This is a genomic window from Agarivorans sp. Toyoura001, from assembly GCF_005405585.1.
GTDB lineage: Bacteria > Pseudomonadota > Gammaproteobacteria > Enterobacterales > Celerinatantimonadaceae > Agarivorans.
The window spans coordinates 67,547-88,250 of the sequence record NZ_BJEQ01000018.1; the positions used below are offsets into that span (position 1 = coordinate 67,547).

The following is a 20,704-nucleotide window of genomic DNA, read 5'->3' on the forward strand; positions in this document are numbered from 1 at the left end:
CAACCAGTAATAATGCATAAAAAGTCAGCTCAACTTGGTGTACTTAGGGACAACAATCGTATCACCACTAATGGAAGCAAAAGGTCGACCAATGAAGGAACTGGATCGTATTGATCGCAACATACTTAATGAGTTGCAAAAAGATGGCCGCATATCAAATGTGGAACTTTCAAAACGCGTAGGTTTAAGCCCTACACCTTGTCTAGAAAGGGTTAGACGCCTGGAGCGCCAAGGTTACATTACCGGTTACACCGCAATTTTAAATCCTCAGTATTTAGACGCTTCACTGTTGGTTTTTGTTGAAATCACGTTGAATCGTGGTGCGCCAGATGTATTTGAACAATTTAACCATGCAGTGCAGCAGCTTGAAGAAATTCAAGAATGTCACTTAGTATCTGGTGATTTTGACTACCTATTAAAGACTCGCGTAGCAGATATGTCTGCTTATCGTAAGTTGTTAGGCGAAACTCTTCTTCGTTTGCCTGGTGTAAACGACACACGTACTTACGTTGTTATGGAAGAAGTGAAGCAGAGTAATCGACTAGTTATCAAAAACTAACGGAGTCGTTTCCCCCTCCAATTCATTTTTGATAAAGTTAAACAAGCGGCTAATGCCGCTTGTTTTGTTTTTAACCAAACAGAATATTTATTGGATATTTTTAGTTCAAGGGAACGCTTGTGACAGATCTTACAGACAACAGATTGTCTGGCTTTGCTCGTATTGCGGAAGTATGCGCTATCGCAATGGGCGCTTTAGGTGTTTACCTAATGGTAGCCTTATTAACATTTAATCCTAGTGATCCGAGTTGGTCGCAAACAGCAGTTGAACAATCCATTGCTAATGCAGCGGGCAGCTCTGGTGCTTGGTTTGCCGATTTATTGCTATTTAGTTTTGGCTTTATGGCTTATAGCGTTCCTTTGATAAGTGGTTTTTTAGCTTGGGCTTTATTTTGGCGACCTTGTCCGGTAGCCCAACTCAATTTCTTTACTCTAGGTTTAAGGGTAATTGGGTTTGTTTTCACTTTCGCGAGTTTAACCACTTTAGCGAGCATTCATATTGATGATTTTTTCTTTTTTTCTTCAGGAGGCTTAGTGGGAGATATTTTCACTCAGCTAATGATCCCAGTGTTTGGTTTGTTAGGCACTAGTATTATTTTGTTAGCAGTATTTGCCGGTGGTGTAACCTTATTTACCGGCGTATCTTGGATTCAGTTTGTTGAGCAACTGGGCAGTCTTTTAAACGCAGCCTATAGTGGCCTGGTATCTTTGCCCGAGCGAATGCGGAATAAGAAACAACGCGAATTAGAGCAAGATGTATTAATGCGCGACTTTGAACCAGAAGCAAAAGCTGAAGAAAGCACTGAATTGCCAGAGCCAAATATAGAGTCTGATATTCATTTGCAAACTGATTTTGTAGATGAACAGCAGTCCTCTTTACAAGAAAAATTAGATGCAGAGCCTGTAGTGAGCTCGCAAGCGATTGAACCGAGCTTTTCAATAGACAGTTCATTTGAGGAAGAGTTATCTCAAGCTAAAGAAGATATTGAGTTTGCCTTTGAAGACGAAAGTGTAGACCCACCAAGCGTGATTCTTGACCAAACTCCACCTGAGCCAATGCCTGACATCCCCTTTGACGGTGGCTCAATGCCCGCTAAGGCTAAAACTGTCGCACCCAGTCAGCCACAAACTCCGGCTGCAGCAGCTCAACCTCGATTAAGCAGACTACCCGATATGAATTTATTGGATAGGCCAGACAAAAAGCAAAACCCGATTTCTCAAGAAGAGTTAGAACAAGTTTCTCGTTTAGTCGAAGCCAAATTACTGGACTTTAATATTCAAGCATCGGTAGTAGCAGTGCACCCTGGCCCAGTAATTACCCGTTTTGAATTGGATTTAGCCCCTGGGGTAAAAGTAAGCAAAATCACCAATTTGTCTAAGGATTTGGCGCGAGCTTTATCGGCAATTAGTGTGCGTGTGGTTGAGGTTATTCCCGGTAAGTCGGTGATTGGTTTAGAACTGCCAAATCGCTTTAGAGAAATAGTTTATTTAAGTGAAGTGGTAGATAGCCCAGTATTTCATCAGGCTAAATCGCCACTCACTATGGTGTTGGGTAAAGATATTGCCGGTCAACCTGTAGTGGTCGATCTTGCCAAAATGCCGCACTTGTTGGTGGCAGGTACAACAGGCTCGGGTAAGTCTGTTGGGGTAAACGTAATGATCGTGAGCCTACTTTATAAATCTACCCCCGAAGATGTTCGCTTGATCATGATCGACCCTAAAATGTTGGAGTTGTCGGTTTATGAAGGCATTCCTCATTTGTTGTCTGAAGTAGTTACAGACATGAAAGAGGCAGCTAATGCACTGCGCTGGTGTGTGGGTGAAATGGAACGACGCTATAAATTAATGTCAGCACTCGGCGTGCGTAACCTAAAAGGCTATAACCAAAAAGTGTTGGATGCCATGGCATCGGGTAATCCTATTGTCGATCCTCTGTGGAAGCCAGAAGACAGCATGGCAGAAATTGCGCCTACCTTAGAAAAGCTGCCGCATATTGTGGTGGTGATTGATGAATTTGCCGACATGATGATGATTGTAGGCAAAAAGGTAGAAGAACTGATAGCACGTATTGCGCAAAAAGCCCGTGCTGCAGGTATTCACTTAGTCTTGGCAACACAGCGTCCTTCGGTGGATGTGATTACGGGTTTGATTAAAGCCAACATTCCTACACGAATGGCATTCCAAGTTTCTAGTCGTATTGATTCTCGAACCATCTTGGACCAACAAGGAGCTGAAACCTTACTGGGTATGGGCGATATGTTGTACTTGCCAGCGGGTACCGGTGTTCCAACACGTGTGCATGGTGCATTTGTAGACGATCACGAAGTTCACGCAGTGGTTTCTGCCTGGAAAGAACGCGGCGAACCCGATTACATTGATGAGATATTAAACGGCGAAGCTGGCCCAGATGCAATGCTACCTGGCGAAGTCGCTGAATCCGACGAAGAATTAGATGCTTTATTTGACCAAGCGGTAATGCACGTTACCGAAACTCGCCGCGGCTCTGTTTCTGGAGTACAACGTAAGTTTAAAATTGGTTATAACCGCGCGGCACGTATCGTTGAACAAATGGAAGTTCAAGGCATTGTGAGTGCCCCAGGGCACAACGGCAATCGTGAAGTGATTGCACCACCTCCTGTTCGAATTGATTAAAGAGATAAGATGAAAACATTAGTAAGTATTGCTTTCGCTGCATTGGTATCAAGCCAGGCTGTAGCGGCTGATGCCGCTGCTGAATTAAAACAACACCTTGCAGATTTGCAGGGCTTTCAAGCGCAGTTTAAACAAACGGTGATAGATGCCGACGGTGTCAATATTCATGAGGCAGAAGGTAAACTTAGCTTAGCAAGGCCCGCCAAACTTAACTGGCAACAAGTGATGCCAGAGCAAGATATGATTGTGTCGGACGGTTCAACTATTTGGTATTACAGCCCGTTTGTTGAGCAAGTTACCATCATGGATGCGGGTGAAGCGATTAATCAATCGCCCTTTATTTTGCTAGCTGACGATCGTAAAGAGAGTTGGCAGAATTATCAGGTAGAAAAGTTAGAGCAGGGTTATTTAGTTAAATCTAAACAAGATCCAATGCAAGCTGCGTTTTGGGTGAAACTAAATGCCGATAGCAGTATTTCGCGTTTCGATATCATTGAAAGTACCGGCCAGCGCAGTGAATTTACATTAGACAGTTTTAAAGCTAATCCAAAGTTTGATAGCAAACTGTTTCAATTCGATATTCCGGTAAACACAATGATTGACGACCAACGCTAATGAGTTTGGAGTTAAACTTTGAGGCCGATTTTCGGCCTCTAGCAGCAAGAATGCGCCCTACAGAATTAGCGCATTACGTTGGCCAGCAGCACATTTTAGCGGCTGATCAACCTTTGTATAAAGCAATATCAAGTGGCCAGCTACATTCAATGATTTTATGGGGGCCGCCTGGCACCGGTAAAACCACTATTGCTGAGCTAGCTGCGCATTATGCCGATGCTGAAGTCGAAAAAATTTCTGCCGTAACTGGTGGCATTAAAGAAGTTCGAGCTGCTATTGAGCGGGCTCAACAAAATCAGCAAGTAAGCCGCCGCACTATATTGTTTGTTGATGAAGTACATCGATTCAACAAAAGCCAACAAGATGCATTTTTACCATATGTAGAAAATGGCACCGTTATTTTTGTGGGTGCAACAACCGAAAACCCCTCGTTTGAGCTTAACAACGCTTTATTGTCGCGGGCAAAAACCTATGTATTACGCTCACTAGATAGTGCGGCAATTATGCAGCTGCTAGATCGTGCGATTAACGATGACTCACTTCTAAAGCAACAAAATCTGCACTTCGAAGATGGTGTGCTTGAGGCCTTAGCTGGCTTAGTGAGCGGCGACGCGCGTCGTGCACTCAATCTGCTTGAGATGATGTCTGAGCTGGCTGAAGTAGATGCAAAAGGTAAGTACTTAAGTTTTAGTCTGCTTAAGCAAGTGGCTGGAGAGCGTTATAGCCATATCGATAAAGGAGGCGACAAGTTTTATGATTTGTTGTCGGCTTTACATAAATCAATTCGTGGCTCATCGCCAGATGCAGCCTTGTATTGGTATAGCCGTATTTTGGAAGCCAGTGGCGACCCTTTATCGGTTGCGCGTCGCTGCTTAGCAATTGCCTCGGAGGATGTTGGAAATGCCGATCCTCGCGCGATGCAAATTGCGGTTAGTGCATGGGACTGCTTTACTCGAGTAGGCGCAGCAGAAGGTGAACGTGCGATTGCTCAAGCGGTGGTTTATTTGGCTTGCGCACCTAAAAGCAACGCGGTGTATACCGCTTTTAAAGCCGCCCGTGTTGCAGCCAAAGAATACGGCGATGCAGAAGTGCCAGTACATTTACGTAACGCACCCACCAAATTGATGGCAGAGCTAGGGTATGGGGCAGAGTATCGTTATTCACACGACGAACCCAATGCTTATTCGGCTGGTCAAGAATACCTGCCAGACGCCTTACACGGTAGCCAATTTTACTACCCACAACCGCGCGGTTTAGAAAAACAGATAGCTGAAAAACTGAGTTATTTACATAATCTCGACCAGCAAGCTAAATAAGCACTCACTTATTCAAAGTAATTCGCCTATATTGCGCGATCTAGTCGAAAGCTAGATTGTGTCTGTAGGTAGTTGCTCTATAATAAGCGAGTTTTGTAAAGCAAACATTTAGCAATACCTTAGTAGGCGTTATTTGGCTGGGTATTGTGATTAATTATCAAATTGAATTGGAAGTAGGTTATTGAATGTTAGACGCTAATTTGTTGCGCGGCGAAATAGACACCACCGCTGAGCGCTTAAAGACTCGTGGATTTGAACTTGATGTAGCTCGATTGACTGAATTAGAAAGTCGTCGTAAAGAACTACAAGTTCGCACCCAAGAACTACAAAATGAGCGTAACACCCGTTCCAAATCAATCGGTCAAGCCAAAGGCCGTGGCGAAGATATTGCACCGCTACTTGCCGAAGTAGGCCAATTGGGTGAAAAACTTGACGCCGCGAAAGGCGAGCTAAATGCGTTACTGGAAGAAATTAAAGATTATTCTTTAACGCTACCTAACTTGCCTCATCCAAGCGCGCCAATAGGCAAAGATGAAGATGAAAACGTTGAGTTGCATACTTGGGGGGAACTACCGAGTTTTGATTTTGACGTTAAGGATCACGTTGATGTAGGTACTGACTTACAAGGTTTAGATTTTGCCAACGCAGTAAAGATTAGTGGTTCACGCTTTATCGTAATGAAAGGCAAAATTGCTAAGTTACACCGTGCGATTGCTCAGTTTATGCTAGACACGCACACCGAAGAACATGGTTACCAAGAGATGTACGTGCCTTACTTGGTTAACTCTGATTCTTTGTATGGCACGGGTCAAATGCCTAAATTTGGTAAAGACTTATTTCATACTCAGCCGGCAACCGAAGAAGGTATTGGCATGAGTTTGATTCCAACGGCCGAAGTACCGCTCACTAATATGTTGCGTGATAGCATCGTAGATGAAACTGAGTTGCCCATTCGTATGACTGCTCATACACCGTGTTTTCGCAGTGAAGCCGGATCTTACGGGCGTGATACTCGCGGTTTAATTCGCCAACACCAATTCGACAAAGTTGAAATGGTGCAGCTGGTTCACCCAGAGAAATCATATGACGCTTTGGAAGAGATGCGTCAACATGCGGAAAACATTCTTCAGAAACTTGAATTGCCATACCGGGTAGTTACTTTGTGTACTGGAGATATGGGTTTTGGCGCGACTAAAACCTACGACTTAGAAGTATGGGTACCGGCGCAAGATGCTTACCGAGAAATTTCTTCAGTATCTAACTGTGAAGACTTCCAATCGCGCCGTATGCAAGCGCGTTTTCGACCAACCGGCGCTAAAAAACCAGAGTTGTTACACTCATTAAATGGTTCTGGTTTAGCAGTAGGTCGTACCTTGGTGGCTATTTTAGAGAACTACCAAAATGCTGATGGCAGTATTCGTATTCCAGACGTCCTGCAACCTTACATGGGCGGAGTAGAGCTTATTTCTGCTTAGCACTAACGAATAAATGAGTATTAAAAAAGCGCCTTAAGGCGCTTTTTCGTTATTTAACTTAGATACATTTAACTGGTTTAGGTAGGCCAGCTACTTTGGTTGCTTGTTTGGCCGGACCTTCTGGAAACAGCTTATATAAGTATCGACTATTGCCTTTTTCTGGGCCAAACTTTTTGGCCATGGCTTTAACTAGCGCCCGCATGGCTGGTGAGGTATTAAACTCTAGATAGAAATTTCGAACAAAGTGAACCACTTCCCAATGGGCTTCATTCATTTCAATGTTCTCTAGTTCAGCAATATGAGCGGCTAGCGCTTCTGTCCATACCTCTAACTCAAGTAAGTAGCCGTTTTTATCGGTAGGGTATTGTTTGCCGTTAAATTCAATCATGCCAGTGTTTCGTGCCTTATTAGCCTGTTATCACGGCTAGTTTACCACTTACCATTAAGCAATAACTGTCGAATTTTCTTTAAGTCTTTACCGATGAGCTGTAGCTGATAAGCAATTAATAGTTCGTTGCCAACTAATTGAGGCAATAGTCGGTTAATGGCGCGCATTAAAGCCTCATGCTGCAGGCTTAAACTTGGCCTTTGCTCCGATTTTAGCAACAGGTAATCGTGCATTAAACACAGCTCGTTTTGAATGGTCTCGCCTAGACTCGCTAAGCGTTCAGCTGCATGGATAGATTGCAGCTGATTACGATGCGTAGAGAGGGCAGACAGGTGAGACAGCAAATGATGGCTTAAACCTACCAGTTGATACAAATCAGGTGATAATCGCTGCTTAGCACTGGGTTCTGCCAGCATATGTTGCCAATGGCGAACCAGTTCGGCTTCGCTTTGATAGGCGTGGTAGCGGCTTAAGCGAAAGGCCGTTGACTCATCGGTAGTTTGAGAGAAATACTGCTCGAATATGGCTTGCTGATACTTAGCAATATTGGCAAATAACAGGCTAATAATTTTGCGGCTTTGCTTATGTTGCCAATCGGGCCACAGATAACGCATCGCTGTCATTGCCATTACAGCCCCAAGAATAGTGACAAAGGTTCTTACCATTAACGCTTCGTTTGCGGGATAGCCCTGTATGTCTAAAGACATGGCTACAAACACCGTAATAACAGCCACTGAGATAGCATAGTTAAAATGGAAGAACAAAAAGAACAGCAATATAAAGCCTGGGAGCAATGCTATAAGAATGATCTCTGGAAGAGCTAAATAGCTGAGTCCAGCAGCAAGTACAACACCCACGATAGTGCCATAAACTCGTTTGTCTACTCGCTTTTTAGTATCGTGATAATTCGGCTTAACTACTAATAAACAACTTAGCATCAACCAGTAGGCGTGTTCATCTCCCGAGAGCTGAATTAAACCGTAAGCTGCTAACATAATGGTCGCCATTCTTAAGGCATGGCGGTTTATGGAGAGTGTAAAGTCGAAAGCTTGCTGCAAATATTGTTTTATTGAAATAGAACTAAAAGGTGAAAAGCTCTGTTCTGGTTCAGGAAAGTGCTGCTCATGAAAGCATAGAGCGGTGACTTTCTTTAAGTTTTTGAGCATGTAGGCAAAGCGCGGTGGCACATCTTTTAAATTAGCTCGGTTTTGCTCAAGAGTATCAATTGCATAGTTAAGTTCTTGTTCTATTTCTGGCGGGGTTTGTCTTGCACCAATAACCCGGGCGATTTTAACTAATATAGTTCTCGTTTCAGCTAGCAATGTTCTTGGAAGAACCTTTTGCAAACGTTCGTAATCTAAATGGGACGAACTTAAGCGCTCATGCAGTAATTGGGCTTTAAAAAATCGGTCCATTTGGCTTGAGCCAACTTGCTGTTTGTTACGCTGTTGGTGCACATACAAGCCGTGGCGTATAACGCCTAGCTGCTCAGCAATATCCGCGCTTTGGGCTGTTAGCTTAACTTGAATGTCGTTGATATTAGCTGCGCGTTGAAATAGCCGGGTTTTAGTTAATTGGTACAAACTGATTTGGCGAAATACATTATCCAGCTGTTTGTCTACCCAGCGGGTAGGGTAAAGGGCGTTTATAACCAGCGAAAGTAATGCATAACTAAGTGCACCTATCACTAACCAAAGTGGTTGCACCCAAGGGTTTGCATAGGTGGAATACCCTAGCATGGTGTAAATGGCAATAATCAAGGAACAAAGAGAGATAGAGCCGTATTTTTGCCCAAGCACCGGCATGCGCATAAACAAGTAACATGAACTAAATAAACCAACAGCGAACAACCACGGCCAAGGGAACAATAGAGTGACCGATACAGTCGCTAAGGTAAAACTGGTTGCCATTAAGGCTGTGCTTTGCAGGCGTTGCTGATAGAAGTCGGGGCTGTCGGCTAATCCCGCAGCCACAATACCGAGAGTGGCAGTAAGTGCGAGATCTACGTCTAGCAGCAAGCCTAGGCTTAATACTAACGTAGCTAAACCAGCAGCTTTTAACGCTACAGTCCAGTTAAGTGCAGATGAATCAATTTTTAACGTTAGTGCCATAAATGAAAACGCCCTGCAAAGGCAGGGCGTATTTATCCTTTACCAATCTGGCTTAGTCGTCGTTCAAGAAACCTAAGATATGTAATAAGTGTACGAAAATATTAAATATATTCAAGTACATAGAGATAGTTGCTCGAATGTAGTTGGTTTCGGTACCGTTTAAGATGTTGCTGGTATCGTAAAGAATAAAACCAGAGAACAACATTACCGCTGCACCACTAATGGCTAGGCTAAGCATTGGTATTTGTAAGAACAAGTTAAGTAACATGCTCACTACAACCACAATTAAACCCGCCATTAAAAAGCCGCTCATAAATGAGAAGTCTTTTTTGGTGGTGAGTACATAGCCAGACAAGCCGAAGAAAATAAGACCTGTCATACCTAAGGCTTGCATCACAATGGCTGGGCCTTGTGGAAACTGTAGGTAAGCGCTAAGCAATGGACCCAACGAGGCACCCATTAAGGTTGTAAATACAAATGTCCAAACAAGCCCCATCGAAGAATTGATGCTGCGAGGTAAGACGAAGAATACGATGATCATAGCGGCAACCATCATACCAATAGACGCCATGTGACCAATACCGGCGACTACTGCAAAGAAAGCTGCAATTGCACTGGTAAACAAGGTCATCGATAGTAAAGCGTATGTATTACGCAATACCTTATTTGTTTCCAGTTTCGATGCAGCGCTATAGTTTATCGTGCTAGGCTGATTCATTATTTCACTCCGTTCAGGCTGAGTTAGTTGGTTAGTTTATATAAACCGAAATTGTAGTATAACCAGTTTTTAACTAAAAAAAATCAAATCCGCCATCTAAAAATGCTGGTAGCGTCACCAATTCATCACAGATAAATTTAATAAAGCACTCAAAGACTTAGCTTTTTGAATGTTTGTCAGTGCAAAATCACCTTACCTTATACTAAAGCGAGTGTTGCACTCGGTTTCACATAGCCCTATGATCAGCGCATTAACAGGGCAGTTTGCCTCAACCCTTCAACGATTAAGTGAGACGGATAACAGATGTTAGTTTTAGGACACACTAATCCAGACTGCGATAGTATTGCTGGTGCAATATCTTTAGCAGAGTTATTAACTAAGCAAGGTACACCTGCTACTGCTATTGCTCAGGGCGAACCAAACCCTGAAGCACAATTTCTTTTAGACAAAATTGGCTTTCAAGCGCCAGAAGTGCGCACCGAGATTGCCGGTGAAGATGTATGGTTAATTGATTACTCTGATTGGGGCCAAGCACCTAAAGATGCTAAAAAAGCCAATATTCGCGGTATTGTTGATCATCATAAACTCGGCGACATTACCACTGCTGAACCAGTAGAGTGTTGGATCCGCCCAGTGGGCTGTAGCTGTACCATCGTTTACAGCATGTACCAAGCCTCGAACATTACACCAAGTAAAGAAGCGGCAACGCTAATGCTTGGTGCTATTTTGAGCGACACGGTTAAGTTTAACTCGCCTACATTTACTCCTGTAGATCGTGAAGCTGCAGAAGCCTTAGCGAAATTGGCCGGCGTAGCCGATATTAATGCCTTCGCTGATGAGCAGTTTGCTGCTAAGTCAGATGTCGCATCAGTGCCTGCATCTGAGTTGGTGCTTCGCGACCAAAAGGTTTACGAGATTAACGGTAAGCAATTTGCTATCGCTCAGCTTGAGTTAACCTCGGTAGCACCGGTATTAGCGCGCTTAGATGAGTTAAAAACAGAATTAGTGGCGCTTAAACAAGCTCATAACTACCACACCGCATTAGTATTGCTTACTGATATAACTACATTAAATTCTACTGGTTTAATCTGTAGTGATGAAGCCGCATTGGTGGCGTCTACTTTAGGTGGAAGCATTGATGGCTCCATTATTGATTTACCTGGCGTAGTTAGCCGTAAGAAGCAGGTGATGCCGCCCTTACAGCGTGAGTTTGACGCCAGTTAAACACTCACCCTTGTATAAAAAACCAGCCAATTTAGGCTGGTTTTTTTGTGTTTGTTGATCGCTAAATTAATTTTCTAACTTTGAGTTTCGTTTTCAGTAACTCGCGTGCTGATTTTAGTTTACAAATTACGTTATTTAATTACTTTTTAAACAGTATTTACTGTTATTATCGTCACTTAATGAATTTTTCTGCAAAAAATGTGAGAAAAAACTCGTTTATTTAGTCTCTTAGGCGTTTTTGTAAAAAAAAATCACACTTAATTTCAAGTCAAGTCTGAAATTCTCATTATATCTGTGATAGCATTTCCGTTACTTTCGTGACGAATGGACTAGCTCCTGCGTTATTGAATGCTGTTGTTTTGGAGGTTGTAAGGATAATCTACTGATAAAGACGATTATTCACACATCATCGAGAGCTGATGTGGCTCCTCTTTAAATGAAAATACTATTGATGTTCAAGGTCTTGTCGGTCTGAATAACATCAATATAGCAGTAAATAGGAATTACTGGATGACAAACATAACTCAACACAATAAGAGCCTTTATAGGCCTGAATTCGAACACGATAGCTGTGGTATCGGATTTGTTGCCCACTTAAAAGGGCGTAAAAGTCATGATGTGATCGAAAACGCATTAACCATGCTTACTTGCATGGAGCATCGTGGTGGTACAGGTTGTGACGTCGATAGTGGAGACGGCGCAGGTATCCTCATTCAGCTTCCTCATGAGTTTTTTAACGAAGAAGCGACAAAACTAGGTTTCAGCTTACCTAACCCAGGTGAGTATGGCGTGGGTATGGTTTACTTCCCGCGTGATGAAGCTATTCGTCGCGAATGTCGCGAAATTTTAAACCGAAACATTGAGAAACTAGGCTTAACCTTATTAGGTTACCGCGTAGTGCCAAAAGACAACTCAAGTTTGGGTCAGGCCTCAGTTGATAATGAGCCGCAAATTGAGCAAGTCTTTATTGCGCGCCCATCTGATCTAGACCAACAGATTTTTGAACGTAAGCTATTTGTTTTACGTAAATACACGCTGCACATTGCTGATGCAACGGTTGCTGGTGTAAATGAAAGCTTTTACATGGCGTCGATGTCGTCGCGCACTATTGTCTATAAAGGGCAGTTAACAACAGCGCAAGTACGTAAATACTATTTAGACTTGCAAGATCCACGCGTAGTGTCGGCAATTGCCATGTTCCACTCGCGTTTCTCTACTAATACCTTCCCAGCTTGGCGTTTAGCACAGCCTTTCCGTTACATTGCCCACAATGGCGAAATTAACACGGTTAAAGGTAACGTAAACTGGATGCGTGCCCGTGAATCACTGCTTGCAAGTGTAAACTTCAGCAAAGAAGAACTGGATATGATTAATCCAGTGTGTGATATCACGCGTTCTGACTCGGCCAACCTAGACATGTGTGTAGAATTACTGGTGTTAAGTGGTCGCCCACTTGAGCAAGTAATGATGATGGTTGTGCCAGAAGCATGGCAAACTCAAGACGATATGGACCCTGTGAAGCGCGCCTTCTACGAGTACTATTCGTGCATGATGGAACCATGGGACGGCCCAGCTTCAATTTCATTTACCAATGGTAAAGTGATTGGCGCAACTTTAGACCGTAACGGACTACGTCCTTCTCGTTACCTTGTTACCGATGATGGCCTAGTTGTCATGGGTTCAGAAACAGGTGCCTTAGTTGTAGACCAATCTAAAGTGGTTCAAAAAGGTCGCTTGCAGCCAGGTAAAATCTTTATTGCAGACCTAGAACAAGGTCGCATTATTGCTGACGACGAAGTTAAACACACTGTGTGTTCTAGTCAGCCATACGGCAAGTGGGTAGAAGAGAATAAGATTGTTCTTGATGACCTACCTTTACCAGAAGGTTACGACCGTTTTGCTACGCAGCACAGCCTAGAAAAACGTCAAAAAGCTTTTGGTTACAGCCAAGAAGACATTAATGCCGTTCTTAAGCCAATGGTTGGAACGTCTAAAGAACCATTAGGTGCAATGGGTACAGATACGCCATTGGCGATTTTGTCTGACAAAAATCCGCATCTATCACATTACTTTAAGCAGTTATTCGCTCAAGTAACTAACCCGCCAATTGACCCAATTCGAGAAGAAATGGTGATGTCGCTACGTACTTACGTAGGCGCGGACTTAAACTTACTTGAAGAAACACCACTGCATTGTCGTAAAGTAGAAATCAAGCAGCCAGTATTAACCAACGAACAGTTGGCTAAGCTACGTAGCATTGATCATAACCACTTCCAAGCAGCGACTATTTCTACTACTTTCCAAGCCACTGGCGCGGAAAATGAACTAGAAAAAGCAATCGACCGTATTTGTCGTCATGCTAAAGACGCTGTAGATGACGGATTCTCAATCCTTATTTTGAGTGACCGTCGAGTAGATAGCGACCATGCTGCAGTGCCATCGGTATTGGCCACAGCCGCTGTTCACCACTACTTAATCCGCGAAGGTATCCGTGCTCACGCAGACTTGATTGTTGAATCAGGCGACATTCGTGAAACGCATCACCTAGCCACTGTATTAGGTTACGGCGCGGCAGCAGTAAACCCATATCTAGCCATTGAAACACTGCTAGACATGCGTGACCAAGCCATTATTGATAGCAGCATGTCTAACGATGATGTGATATCGCGTTACAGCAATGCAGTAAATAGTGGCTTACTAAAAATCTTCTCGAAAATGGGTATCTCCACACTTCAGTCATACCAAGGCGCGCAAATCTTTGAAGCGCTGGGTATTAACTCTGATGTGGTTAAGAAATACTTTACTGGCACAGTAACTCGAATTGAAGGCTTAAGCCTAGACGGAATTGCCACTGAAGCATTAAATCGTCACCGCGAAGGTTTCCCAGCAGATGATAATCCATTTAATGATTTGATTCTTAAAACCGGTGGTGATTACGCTTGGCGTCAAGATGGCGAGCGTCATTTGTTCAACCCAACGACTATCCGTTTGCTGCAAAACGCTTCATCTACTAATGACTACAAGGTATTTAAAGAATACGCAGCCAATGTAGATAACCAAGCGAAAGAAGCTTTTACACTGCGTGGCTTACTTAAGTTTAAGACTGACCGCGAAAGTGTACCTCTAGAAGAAGTTGAATCAGCTGACAAGATCCTCAAGCGTTTCGCTACAGGTGCAATGAGCTTTGGTTCAATTTCTTGGGAAGCTCACACTACCTTGGCAATTGCCATGAACCGTATTGGTGGTAAGAGCAACTCTGGTGAGGGCGGTGAAGACCCAATTCGCTTTAAGCCAATGGAAAATGGCGACTCAATGATCTCTAAGATCAAACAGGTTGCTTCTGGTCGCTTTGGTGTAACCAGCCATTACTTAGCGAATGCTGAAGAATTACAGATCAAAATGGCACAAGGCGCTAAGCCTGGTGAAGGTGGTCAATTACCTGGTGATAAGGTCGATGCATGGATTGGTAAAACACGTGGCTCAACGCCGGGTGTAGGTCTAATTTCACCACCGCCACACCACGACATTTATTCAATCGAAGATTTAGCTCAGCTAATCTACGATTTGAAAAATGCCAACCGCGACGCACGTATTAACGTTAAGTTAGTATCAGAAGCGGGCGTAGGTACAATTGCATCGGGTGTCTGTAAAGGTTACGCCGATGTAGTGCTTATTGCTGGTTACGACGGTGGTACCGGAGCTTCTCCACTGAGCTCAATTAAACACGCAGGTTTACCGTGGGAGTTGGGTCTAGCAGAAACACACCAAACCCTTATTCAAAATAAACTGCGTAGCCGTATTACAGTTCAAGCCGATGGCCAACTTAAAACACCACGCGATTTAGCAGTAGCTACCTTGCTAGGTGCTGAAGAATGGGGCGTGGCGACTGCTGCACTAGTGGTTGAAGGTTGTACCATGATGCGTAAGTGTCACTTGAACACCTGTCCGGTAGGTATTGCTACACAAGACCGTCGTTTACGTGAGCGTTACGCGGGTCAAGTTGACCACGTTGTTAACTTCTTCCAAATGATGGTAGAAGGTTTACGCGAAATTATGGCTGAACTTGGCTTCCGTACCATCAACGAGATGGTAGGTCAGAGCCAATGTTTAACACCTCGCACCGACGTTGACCACTGGAAATACAAAGGCGTAGATTTATCGCCAATCTTGTATAAAGCAGACGATAGCGGAAACGAGACGCTTTATTGTAGCCAAGAGCAAAAACACTTAATTCACGACATTGTTGATCGTCGCTTAATTAAAGATGCTGCTGCTGCGCTAGAGTCAGGCGAGAAAGTTTCTTTAAGCTCTGAAATCATCAATACCGACCGAAGTGTGGGTACTATGTTGTCGAACGAGATTTCTAAACGCTACGGCGCTGAAGGTCTGCCAGCAGATACCATTAACGTTAAATTTAGCGGTAGTGCAGGACAAAGCTTTGGTACGTTTGCGGCTACAGGTATCAAGTTTGAACTTGAAGGCGATGCCAACGACTACTTCGGTAAAGGCTTATCTGGCGCCAAATTGGTGGTTTACCCAGATTCAAGTGCACCGTTTGAAGCACGCAAAAATATCATTGTAGGAAACGTAGCCTTCTTTGGTGGTACAGCGGGTGAAGCATACATTCGCGGTATCGCTGGTGAACGTTTCTGTGTTCGTAACTCTGGTGTTACCGCCATTGTAGAAGGTGTTGGCGACCATGGTTGTGAATACATGACCGGCGGTAAAGCGGTTATTCTTGGTGAAACTGGCCGTAACTTCGCTGCTGGTATGTCTGGCGGTGTGGCTTACGTATTAGACCGCAGCAACCAGTTCGCTTCTCGCTGTAACATGGAAATGGTGAGACTTGGTGGCATCGAAGATGCGGCTGAGGCCGCCGAGTTAAAAGCTCTAATCGAGAACCACTTAGCTCATACTGGCTCAGACGTAGCCAAAGAGTTGTTGGAAGATTGGGACAATGCGCTAAGTCTGTTTGTTCGTGTAATGCCTACTGATTATGAACGTATGCAAAATTACATGAAAGACGCTAAAGCTACCGGTGAATATGAAACGGATTACGATGTAGCTGTTGCTGCATTCGATATGCACCTTGATAGCGTTGCGCAAGCGAAAAAAGCCAAGGCTGAACAAGCCAAACAGAAAGCTGAAGCGGTTTAGGAGAGAGACATGGCAAATCCAACTGGATTTATGGAAATAGACAGGAAGCTATCGACAGACCGCGACCCAGCAGAGCGTTTGATAGATTGGCTAGAAGTTAAAACGCCTATGAGCGAGGAAGCGGTTAAAGACCAAGCTTCGCGCTGTATGGATTGCGGGATCCCATTTTGTCATTCAGGTGACTCAGCTTACGCCCCGCGCGTAGCTGGGTGTCCGATTAACAACTTGATCCCAGAGTGGAATGACTTGGTTTACCGTGGTCGCTGGAAAGATGCCATCGACCGTTTACACAAAACCAATAACTTCCCTGAGTTTACGGGTCGAGTATGTCCAGCTCCTTGTGAAGATTCTTGTGTACTGGGGATTAATGCTCCACCAGTAACCATTAAGAGCCAAGAAGTAAACATTATTGAACGCGCGTTTAAAGAAGGTTGGGTTAAACCTAACATTCCTAAAAAACGCAGCGGTAAAACAGTTGCTATCGTAGGTTCAGGCCCAGCTGGTTTAGCTGCAGCGGCGCAATTGAATTCTGCTGGTCACACGGTAACGGTATTTGAACGAGCTGATCGCATTGGTGGCTTGTTAATGTACGGTATTCCGAATATGAAGCTGCAAAAAGAGATTGTTCAGCGTCGTATTGATATCATGCGTGAAGAAGGCATTATCTTTAAAACCTCTGTTGAGATTGGTAAAGATATTTCAATCACTCGCTTAAACGATGATTTTGATGCCTTACTGCTGGCCACTGGTGCAACGGTACCTCGTGACTTGCCAGTTGAAGGTCGCAAGCTTAACGGAGTTCATTTTGCGATGGAGTTCTTAGGTAAAAATACTAAGAGCTTGCTAGATAGCAACCTAGAAGACGGCCGTTACATTAGCGCTAAAGATAAACACGTTGTGGTTATTGGCGGTGGTGATACAGGTACTGACTGTGTGGGTACATCTTTACGTCACGGTTGTAAAAACGTGATGCAGCTAGAGATTATGCCTCAGCCTCCACAAGAGCGTGCTCAAGATAACCCTTGGCCTGAGTTTAAACGCACGTTGAAGCGCGATTACGGTCAAGACGAAGCTATTGCTATTCAAGGCGAAGATCCTCGTCGTTACCTAGTAATGACGCAGAAAATGGCTGGTGATGAACAAGGTAATGTTACCGAAGTTCATACTACTAAGATCAACTGGGCTAAAAACGCCAACGGTCAAATGATTCCTGAGCCAGTGAAAGGCAGCGAAGAAGTTATTAAAGCTGACTTAGTATTATTGGCAATGGGCTTTATGGGACCAGAAGCTGGCATTATTGATGAGTTAGGCGTAGAAAAAGACGCTCGCTCAAATGCTAAAGCGGCTTACGATGAATATGCCACTAGTGTAAAAGGCGTATTTGCTGCGGGTGATGCTCGCCGTGGTCAAAGCTTGATTGTTTGGGCAATTAATGAAGGTCGTGGTGCTGCACAGGCAGTAGACACCTTCTTAATGGGTAAAAGCTACCTGCCTAAGTAAGTCGTCTTAAAAGATTAAAAACCCAGCTTTGGCTGGGTTTTTTTATAAGCAAAATTTGTTTGCTAAATGTGCACTTGGCATGCTCTTGTCAAAAAACCTTAAAAAGACAGTTTACAAGCCCAAGATAGGGGGGTAATATGCGCCCCGTTGCTGCGGAGGGGTGGCAGAGTGGTCGAATGCACCGGTCTTGAAAACCGGCAAGGGTTAATAGCCCTTCGAGAGTTCAAATCTCTCCTCCTCCGCCATATTAAACGAAAAGCGCTGACTAATGAGTCGGCGCTTTTTGTTTTCCGCTTAGCTAAATCCAATCCAGTATCTCTAACTGATAAATTGCTAGTTTATTACGCAACCTGCCAATAAACACGGTTCTAATCTAAACTTATAAAGCTTAATCCTTTAAATTCTTATCTTGATGGGATATAACATTTGCTGCGCAGGCAACACTCCGTCTGCCAACCCGCCCAATTAGTAGATTGATGTTTTAGTTACAGCGGAGAGAACGCTTGATAAACGTATTTCTGGTTGACGATCATGAGCTAGTGCGTACAGGGATCCGTCGCATTTTAGAAGACGTTCGAGGATTTAAAGTTGTTGGTGAAGCTGAAAGTGGCGAGAAAGCCGTTCAGTGGTGCAGAAGCAATCAAGCCAACGTTATCCTAATGGATATGAACATGCCTGGGATCGGTGGCTTAGAAGCTACCCGTAAAATTTTACGTTACGATCCAGATGCCAAGATTATTGTATTAACCATACACACCGAAAACCCGTTTCCTACCAAGGTAATGCAGGCTGGTGCGTGTGGCTATTTGACCAAGAGCGCAGCCCCAGACGAAATGCTAAAGGCCATTCGTGCAGTTAATGTTGGTCAACGTTACTTATCACCTGAGATCGCTCAGCAAATGGCGCTAAGCCAATTTAATCCAGCAGAAGACAATCCGTTTCAAAGTTTATCTGAACGAGAGTTACAGATAATGCTAATGATTACCAAAGGCGAAAAGGTCACGGATATATCAGAGCAACTTAGTCTTAGCCCTAAAACGGTTAATTCATACCGCTATCGCTTGTTTAGCAAGCTCGATATTAGCGGCGATGTAGAGCTAACGCATTTAGCTATTCGCCACGGTATGATTGATACTGACAAATTGTAATTTTGGCTGACAAAAACACGCCATTCGACAGTAAGGCTTTTCTCAACCAAGTCTCAGAAGCTAGCGGCATTTACATGATGTTCAATGCCGCTAACGACGTGATCTATGTCGGTAAAGCTAAGTCACTCAAAAAACGCTTAAGTAGTTACTTTAGAAAAAATGTTGATAGTAATAAAACCCGCGCGTTAGTGTCGAACATTGCCAATATCGAAGTAACGGTTACTCATACTGAAACCGAAGCGTTAATCCTTGAACATAACCTGATTAAAAAGTATTTACCCAAATACAATGTATTGCTTAGGGATGACAAATCGTATCCTTATATCTTAATCAGTAATCATAAACATCCGCGTATCTCGATGCACCGTGGCGCTAAACGTACCAAGGGTGACTACTTTGGGCCTTATCCTAATGGCAATGCGGTGCGCGAAAGTCTGCACTTAATGCAGAAATTGTTCCCCATTCGTCAATGCAGTGATAGCGAATATGCCAATCGTCAACGGCCATGTTTGCAATATCAACTTAAGCGTTGCTCAGCACCTTGTGTTAATTTTATTTCAAAACCTGACTACCAGCAGCAGGTCGATCTTGCGAGCATGTTTTTAAAAGGTAAAAGCCAGCAGGTGATTAATCAGCTGGTTGATAAAATGTCAGCTGCTAGCGATAACCTGAATTTTGAGGCTGCGGCAGGCTTTAGAGACCAAATTCAAGCCATGCGTAAGGTGCAAGAGCAGCAGTTTGTTAGCGGTAATACCGAACATAGTGACGTACTTGGCTTTGCCTTTAGAAACGGTATTGCAGTGGTTCACTTATTACTTATTCGTGATGGCCAAGTGCTGGGTAGTCGCTCTTACTACCCTAAAGTGCCAAAACAAGCAGAGTTGCCAGAAGTATTACGAAGCTTTGTGATGCAGTATTATTTTTCTGAACAGCGCAAAGGTAACCAGCCTAACGAGGTATTGCTCCCTGACGTAGAAGGCGATTGGCCTGAGATTGAAGCGGCGATAGAATCCGAGTTAGGTACGAAGGTAAAACTCACTACACCTAAGCGTGGTGAAAAACTCCGTTTTGTGGCTTTGGCCAATACCAATGCAGAGAACGCACTACTCACTAAGCTTAACCAAGAAGCGACTATTCACCATAGAGTGACCGAATTAGAGAGCTTGCTTGAACAAGACAAGCCGATAAAACGGATGGAGTGTTTTGATATCAGCCATACCCAAGGTGAACGTACCGTGGCGTCTTGTGTGGTATTTGATAGGCAAGGGCCTAACAAATCAGAGTATCGGCGTTTCAATATTGAAGGTATTACCGGCGGAGATGATTATGCGGCAATGGCACAAGCCTTAAAAAGGCGTTATCAAAAAGCCCAATTGGCTGAAAAGATCCCCGACGTATTGTTTATTGATGGTGGGAAAGGGCAGTTATCCGCGGCATTTTCCAGTATTGAACCTTTAAACCTCGATCCTATGCCATTGTTGGTAGGTGTCGCTAAAGGTGTAACACGTAAACCAGGCTTAGAAACTTTGCTAATTGGTAAGGCAATGACTGAGATTCATCTACCGAGTGACTCGGCTGCTCTGCATTTAATTCAACATATTCGTGATGAAAGCCACCGTTTCGCGATAACTGGCCATCGAAATAGGCGCGACAAAGCACGTAAAACCAGTGTGCTTGAAGATATTCCAGGCATAGGAGCTAAACGTAGGCAAACGTTGCTTACCCATTTAGGTGGAATGCAACAAATGAAAAACGCCAGCGTAGACGAATTGAAAAAAGTTCCCGGAATTAGCCCGACTTTAGCGCAAAAGATTTTTGATACGTTGCATCACTAGGCAAGAT

The 20,704-nt window shown here is 43.8% G+C and carries 13 protein-coding genes and 1 tRNA gene; 11 read left to right on the forward strand and 3 right to left on the reverse strand.

Features of this window, described 5'->3' with window-relative positions:
* Positions 1–70 precede the first annotated feature (70 nt).
* From lrp to serS, 5 genes are all read left to right on the forward strand, one after another.
* Positions 71–559: a leucine-responsive transcriptional regulator Lrp gene (lrp, locus tag FFR00_RS17680; protein WP_040306996.1), complete on the forward strand. Its 489-nt coding sequence runs from the start codon at positions 71–73 to the stop codon at positions 557–559.
* 185 nt (positions 560–744) lie between these two features.
* Positions 745–3,210, forward strand: a complete 2,466-nt coding sequence (locus FFR00_RS22050; RefSeq protein ID WP_235836256.1) for a DNA translocase FtsK — start codon at positions 745–747, stop codon at positions 3,208–3,210.
* A gap of 9 nt (positions 3,211–3,219) precedes the next feature.
* The gene (gene lolA / locus FFR00_RS17690; RefSeq protein ID WP_137674747.1) at positions 3,220–3,825 is read left to right on the forward strand and encodes an outer membrane lipoprotein chaperone LolA; all 606 of its coding nucleotides are present in this window, start codon (positions 3,220–3,222) and stop codon (positions 3,823–3,825) included.
* A gap of 50 nt (positions 3,826–3,875) precedes the next feature.
* Complete coding sequence (locus FFR00_RS17695; RefSeq protein ID WP_373681416.1) at positions 3,876–5,141, forward strand: replication-associated recombination protein A; 1,266 nt, start codon at positions 3,876–3,878, stop codon at positions 5,139–5,141.
* Between the two features lie 185 nt (positions 5,142–5,326).
* Positions 5,327–6,616, forward strand: coding sequence for a serine--tRNA ligase (gene serS, locus FFR00_RS17700; RefSeq protein WP_137674749.1), 1,290 nt, complete (start codon positions 5,327–5,329; stop codon positions 6,614–6,616).
* 58 nt (positions 6,617–6,674) lie between these two features.
* Here the strand turns inward: serS and FFR00_RS17705 are convergent, their stop codons facing one another.
* From FFR00_RS17705 to FFR00_RS17715, 3 genes are read right to left on the reverse strand one after another with little or no spacing between them, the layout of a single operon-like run.
* On the reverse strand, positions 6,675–7,004 hold the full coding sequence (locus FFR00_RS17705) for a TusE/DsrC/DsvC family sulfur relay protein (protein WP_137674750.1): 330 nt from the start codon (positions 7,002–7,004) through the stop codon (positions 6,675–6,677).
* A 41-nt stretch (positions 7,005–7,045) separates the two neighbouring features.
* Positions 7,046–9,115 carry an FUSC family membrane protein gene (locus FFR00_RS17710; protein ID WP_137674751.1) on the reverse strand — a complete coding sequence of 690 codons (2,070 nt, stop codon included), beginning with the start codon at positions 9,113–9,115 and terminating at the stop codon, positions 7,046–7,048.
* Positions 9,116–9,167: 52 nt separating this feature from the next.
* The gene (locus FFR00_RS17715; protein WP_137674752.1) at positions 9,168–9,833 is read right to left on the reverse strand and encodes a Bax inhibitor-1/YccA family protein; all 666 of its coding nucleotides are present in this window, start codon (positions 9,831–9,833) and stop codon (positions 9,168–9,170) included.
* Between the two features lie 303 nt (positions 9,834–10,136).
* On the opposite strand from FFR00_RS17715, the gene FFR00_RS17720 reads away from it, so the two are divergent.
* The 6 genes from FFR00_RS17720 (at position 10,137) to uvrC (ending at position 20,697) form a co-directional block, all read left to right on the forward strand.
* Complete coding sequence (locus FFR00_RS17720; protein WP_137674753.1) at positions 10,137–11,057, forward strand: manganese-dependent inorganic pyrophosphatase; 921 nt, start codon at positions 10,137–10,139, stop codon at positions 11,055–11,057.
* 510 nt (positions 11,058–11,567) lie between these two features.
* Positions 11,568–16,214, forward strand: a complete 4,647-nt coding sequence (gene gltB / locus FFR00_RS17725) for a glutamate synthase large subunit (RefSeq protein WP_137674754.1) — start codon at positions 11,568–11,570, stop codon at positions 16,212–16,214.
* Positions 16,215–16,223: 9 nt separating this feature from the next.
* Complete coding sequence (locus tag FFR00_RS17730) at positions 16,224–17,714, forward strand: glutamate synthase subunit beta (RefSeq protein WP_137674755.1); 1,491 nt, start codon at positions 16,224–16,226, stop codon at positions 17,712–17,714.
* A 154-nt stretch (positions 17,715–17,868) separates the two neighbouring features.
* Positions 17,869–17,959 (forward strand) — tRNA-Ser (locus FFR00_RS17735).
* A gap of 258 nt (positions 17,960–18,217) precedes the next feature.
* On the forward strand, positions 18,218–18,862 hold the full coding sequence (gene uvrY, locus FFR00_RS17740; protein ID WP_137674756.1) for a UvrY/SirA/GacA family response regulator transcription factor: 645 nt from the start codon (positions 18,218–18,220) through the stop codon (positions 18,860–18,862).
* Between the two features lie 2 nt (positions 18,863–18,864).
* Positions 18,865–20,697 (forward strand): excinuclease ABC subunit UvrC, encoded by a 1,833-nt coding sequence (uvrC, locus tag FFR00_RS17745; protein WP_137674757.1) that lies wholly within the window; start codon positions 18,865–18,867, stop codon positions 20,695–20,697.
* Positions 20,698–20,704: the final 7 nt, after the last annotated feature.

Bases quoted from the DNA above. Each gene is read 5' to 3' on its own strand.
- FFR00_RS17710 (WP_137674751.1), bottom strand. From the start codon at position 9,115: ATGGCACTAACGTTAAAAATTGATTCATCTGCACTTAACTGGACTGTA.
- lolA (WP_137674747.1), top strand. From the start codon at position 3,220: ATGAAAACATTAGTAAGTATTGCTTTCGCTGCATTGGTATCAAGCCAG.
- FFR00_RS17705 (WP_137674750.1), bottom strand. From the start codon at position 7,004: ATGATTGAATTTAACGGCAAACAATACCCTACCGATAAAAACGGCTAC.
- serS (WP_137674749.1), top strand. From the start codon at position 5,327: ATGTTAGACGCTAATTTGTTGCGCGGCGAAATAGACACCACCGCTGAG.
- FFR00_RS17730 (WP_137674755.1), top strand. From the start codon at position 16,224: ATGGCAAATCCAACTGGATTTATGGAAATAGACAGGAAGCTATCGACA.
- FFR00_RS17720 (WP_137674753.1), top strand. From the start codon at position 10,137: ATGTTAGTTTTAGGACACACTAATCCAGACTGCGATAGTATTGCTGGT.
- FFR00_RS17715 (WP_137674752.1), bottom strand. From the start codon at position 9,833: ATGAATCAGCCTAGCACGATAAACTATAGCGCTGCATCGAAACTGGAA.
- lrp (WP_040306996.1), top strand. From the start codon at position 71: ATGGAAGCAAAAGGTCGACCAATGAAGGAACTGGATCGTATTGATCGC.
- FFR00_RS22050 (WP_235836256.1), top strand. From the start codon at position 745: ATGGGCGCTTTAGGTGTTTACCTAATGGTAGCCTTATTAACATTTAAT.
- FFR00_RS17695 (WP_373681416.1), top strand. From the start codon at position 3,876: ATGCGCCCTACAGAATTAGCGCATTACGTTGGCCAGCAGCACATTTTA.
- gltB (WP_137674754.1), top strand. From the start codon at position 11,568: ATGACAAACATAACTCAACACAATAAGAGCCTTTATAGGCCTGAATTC.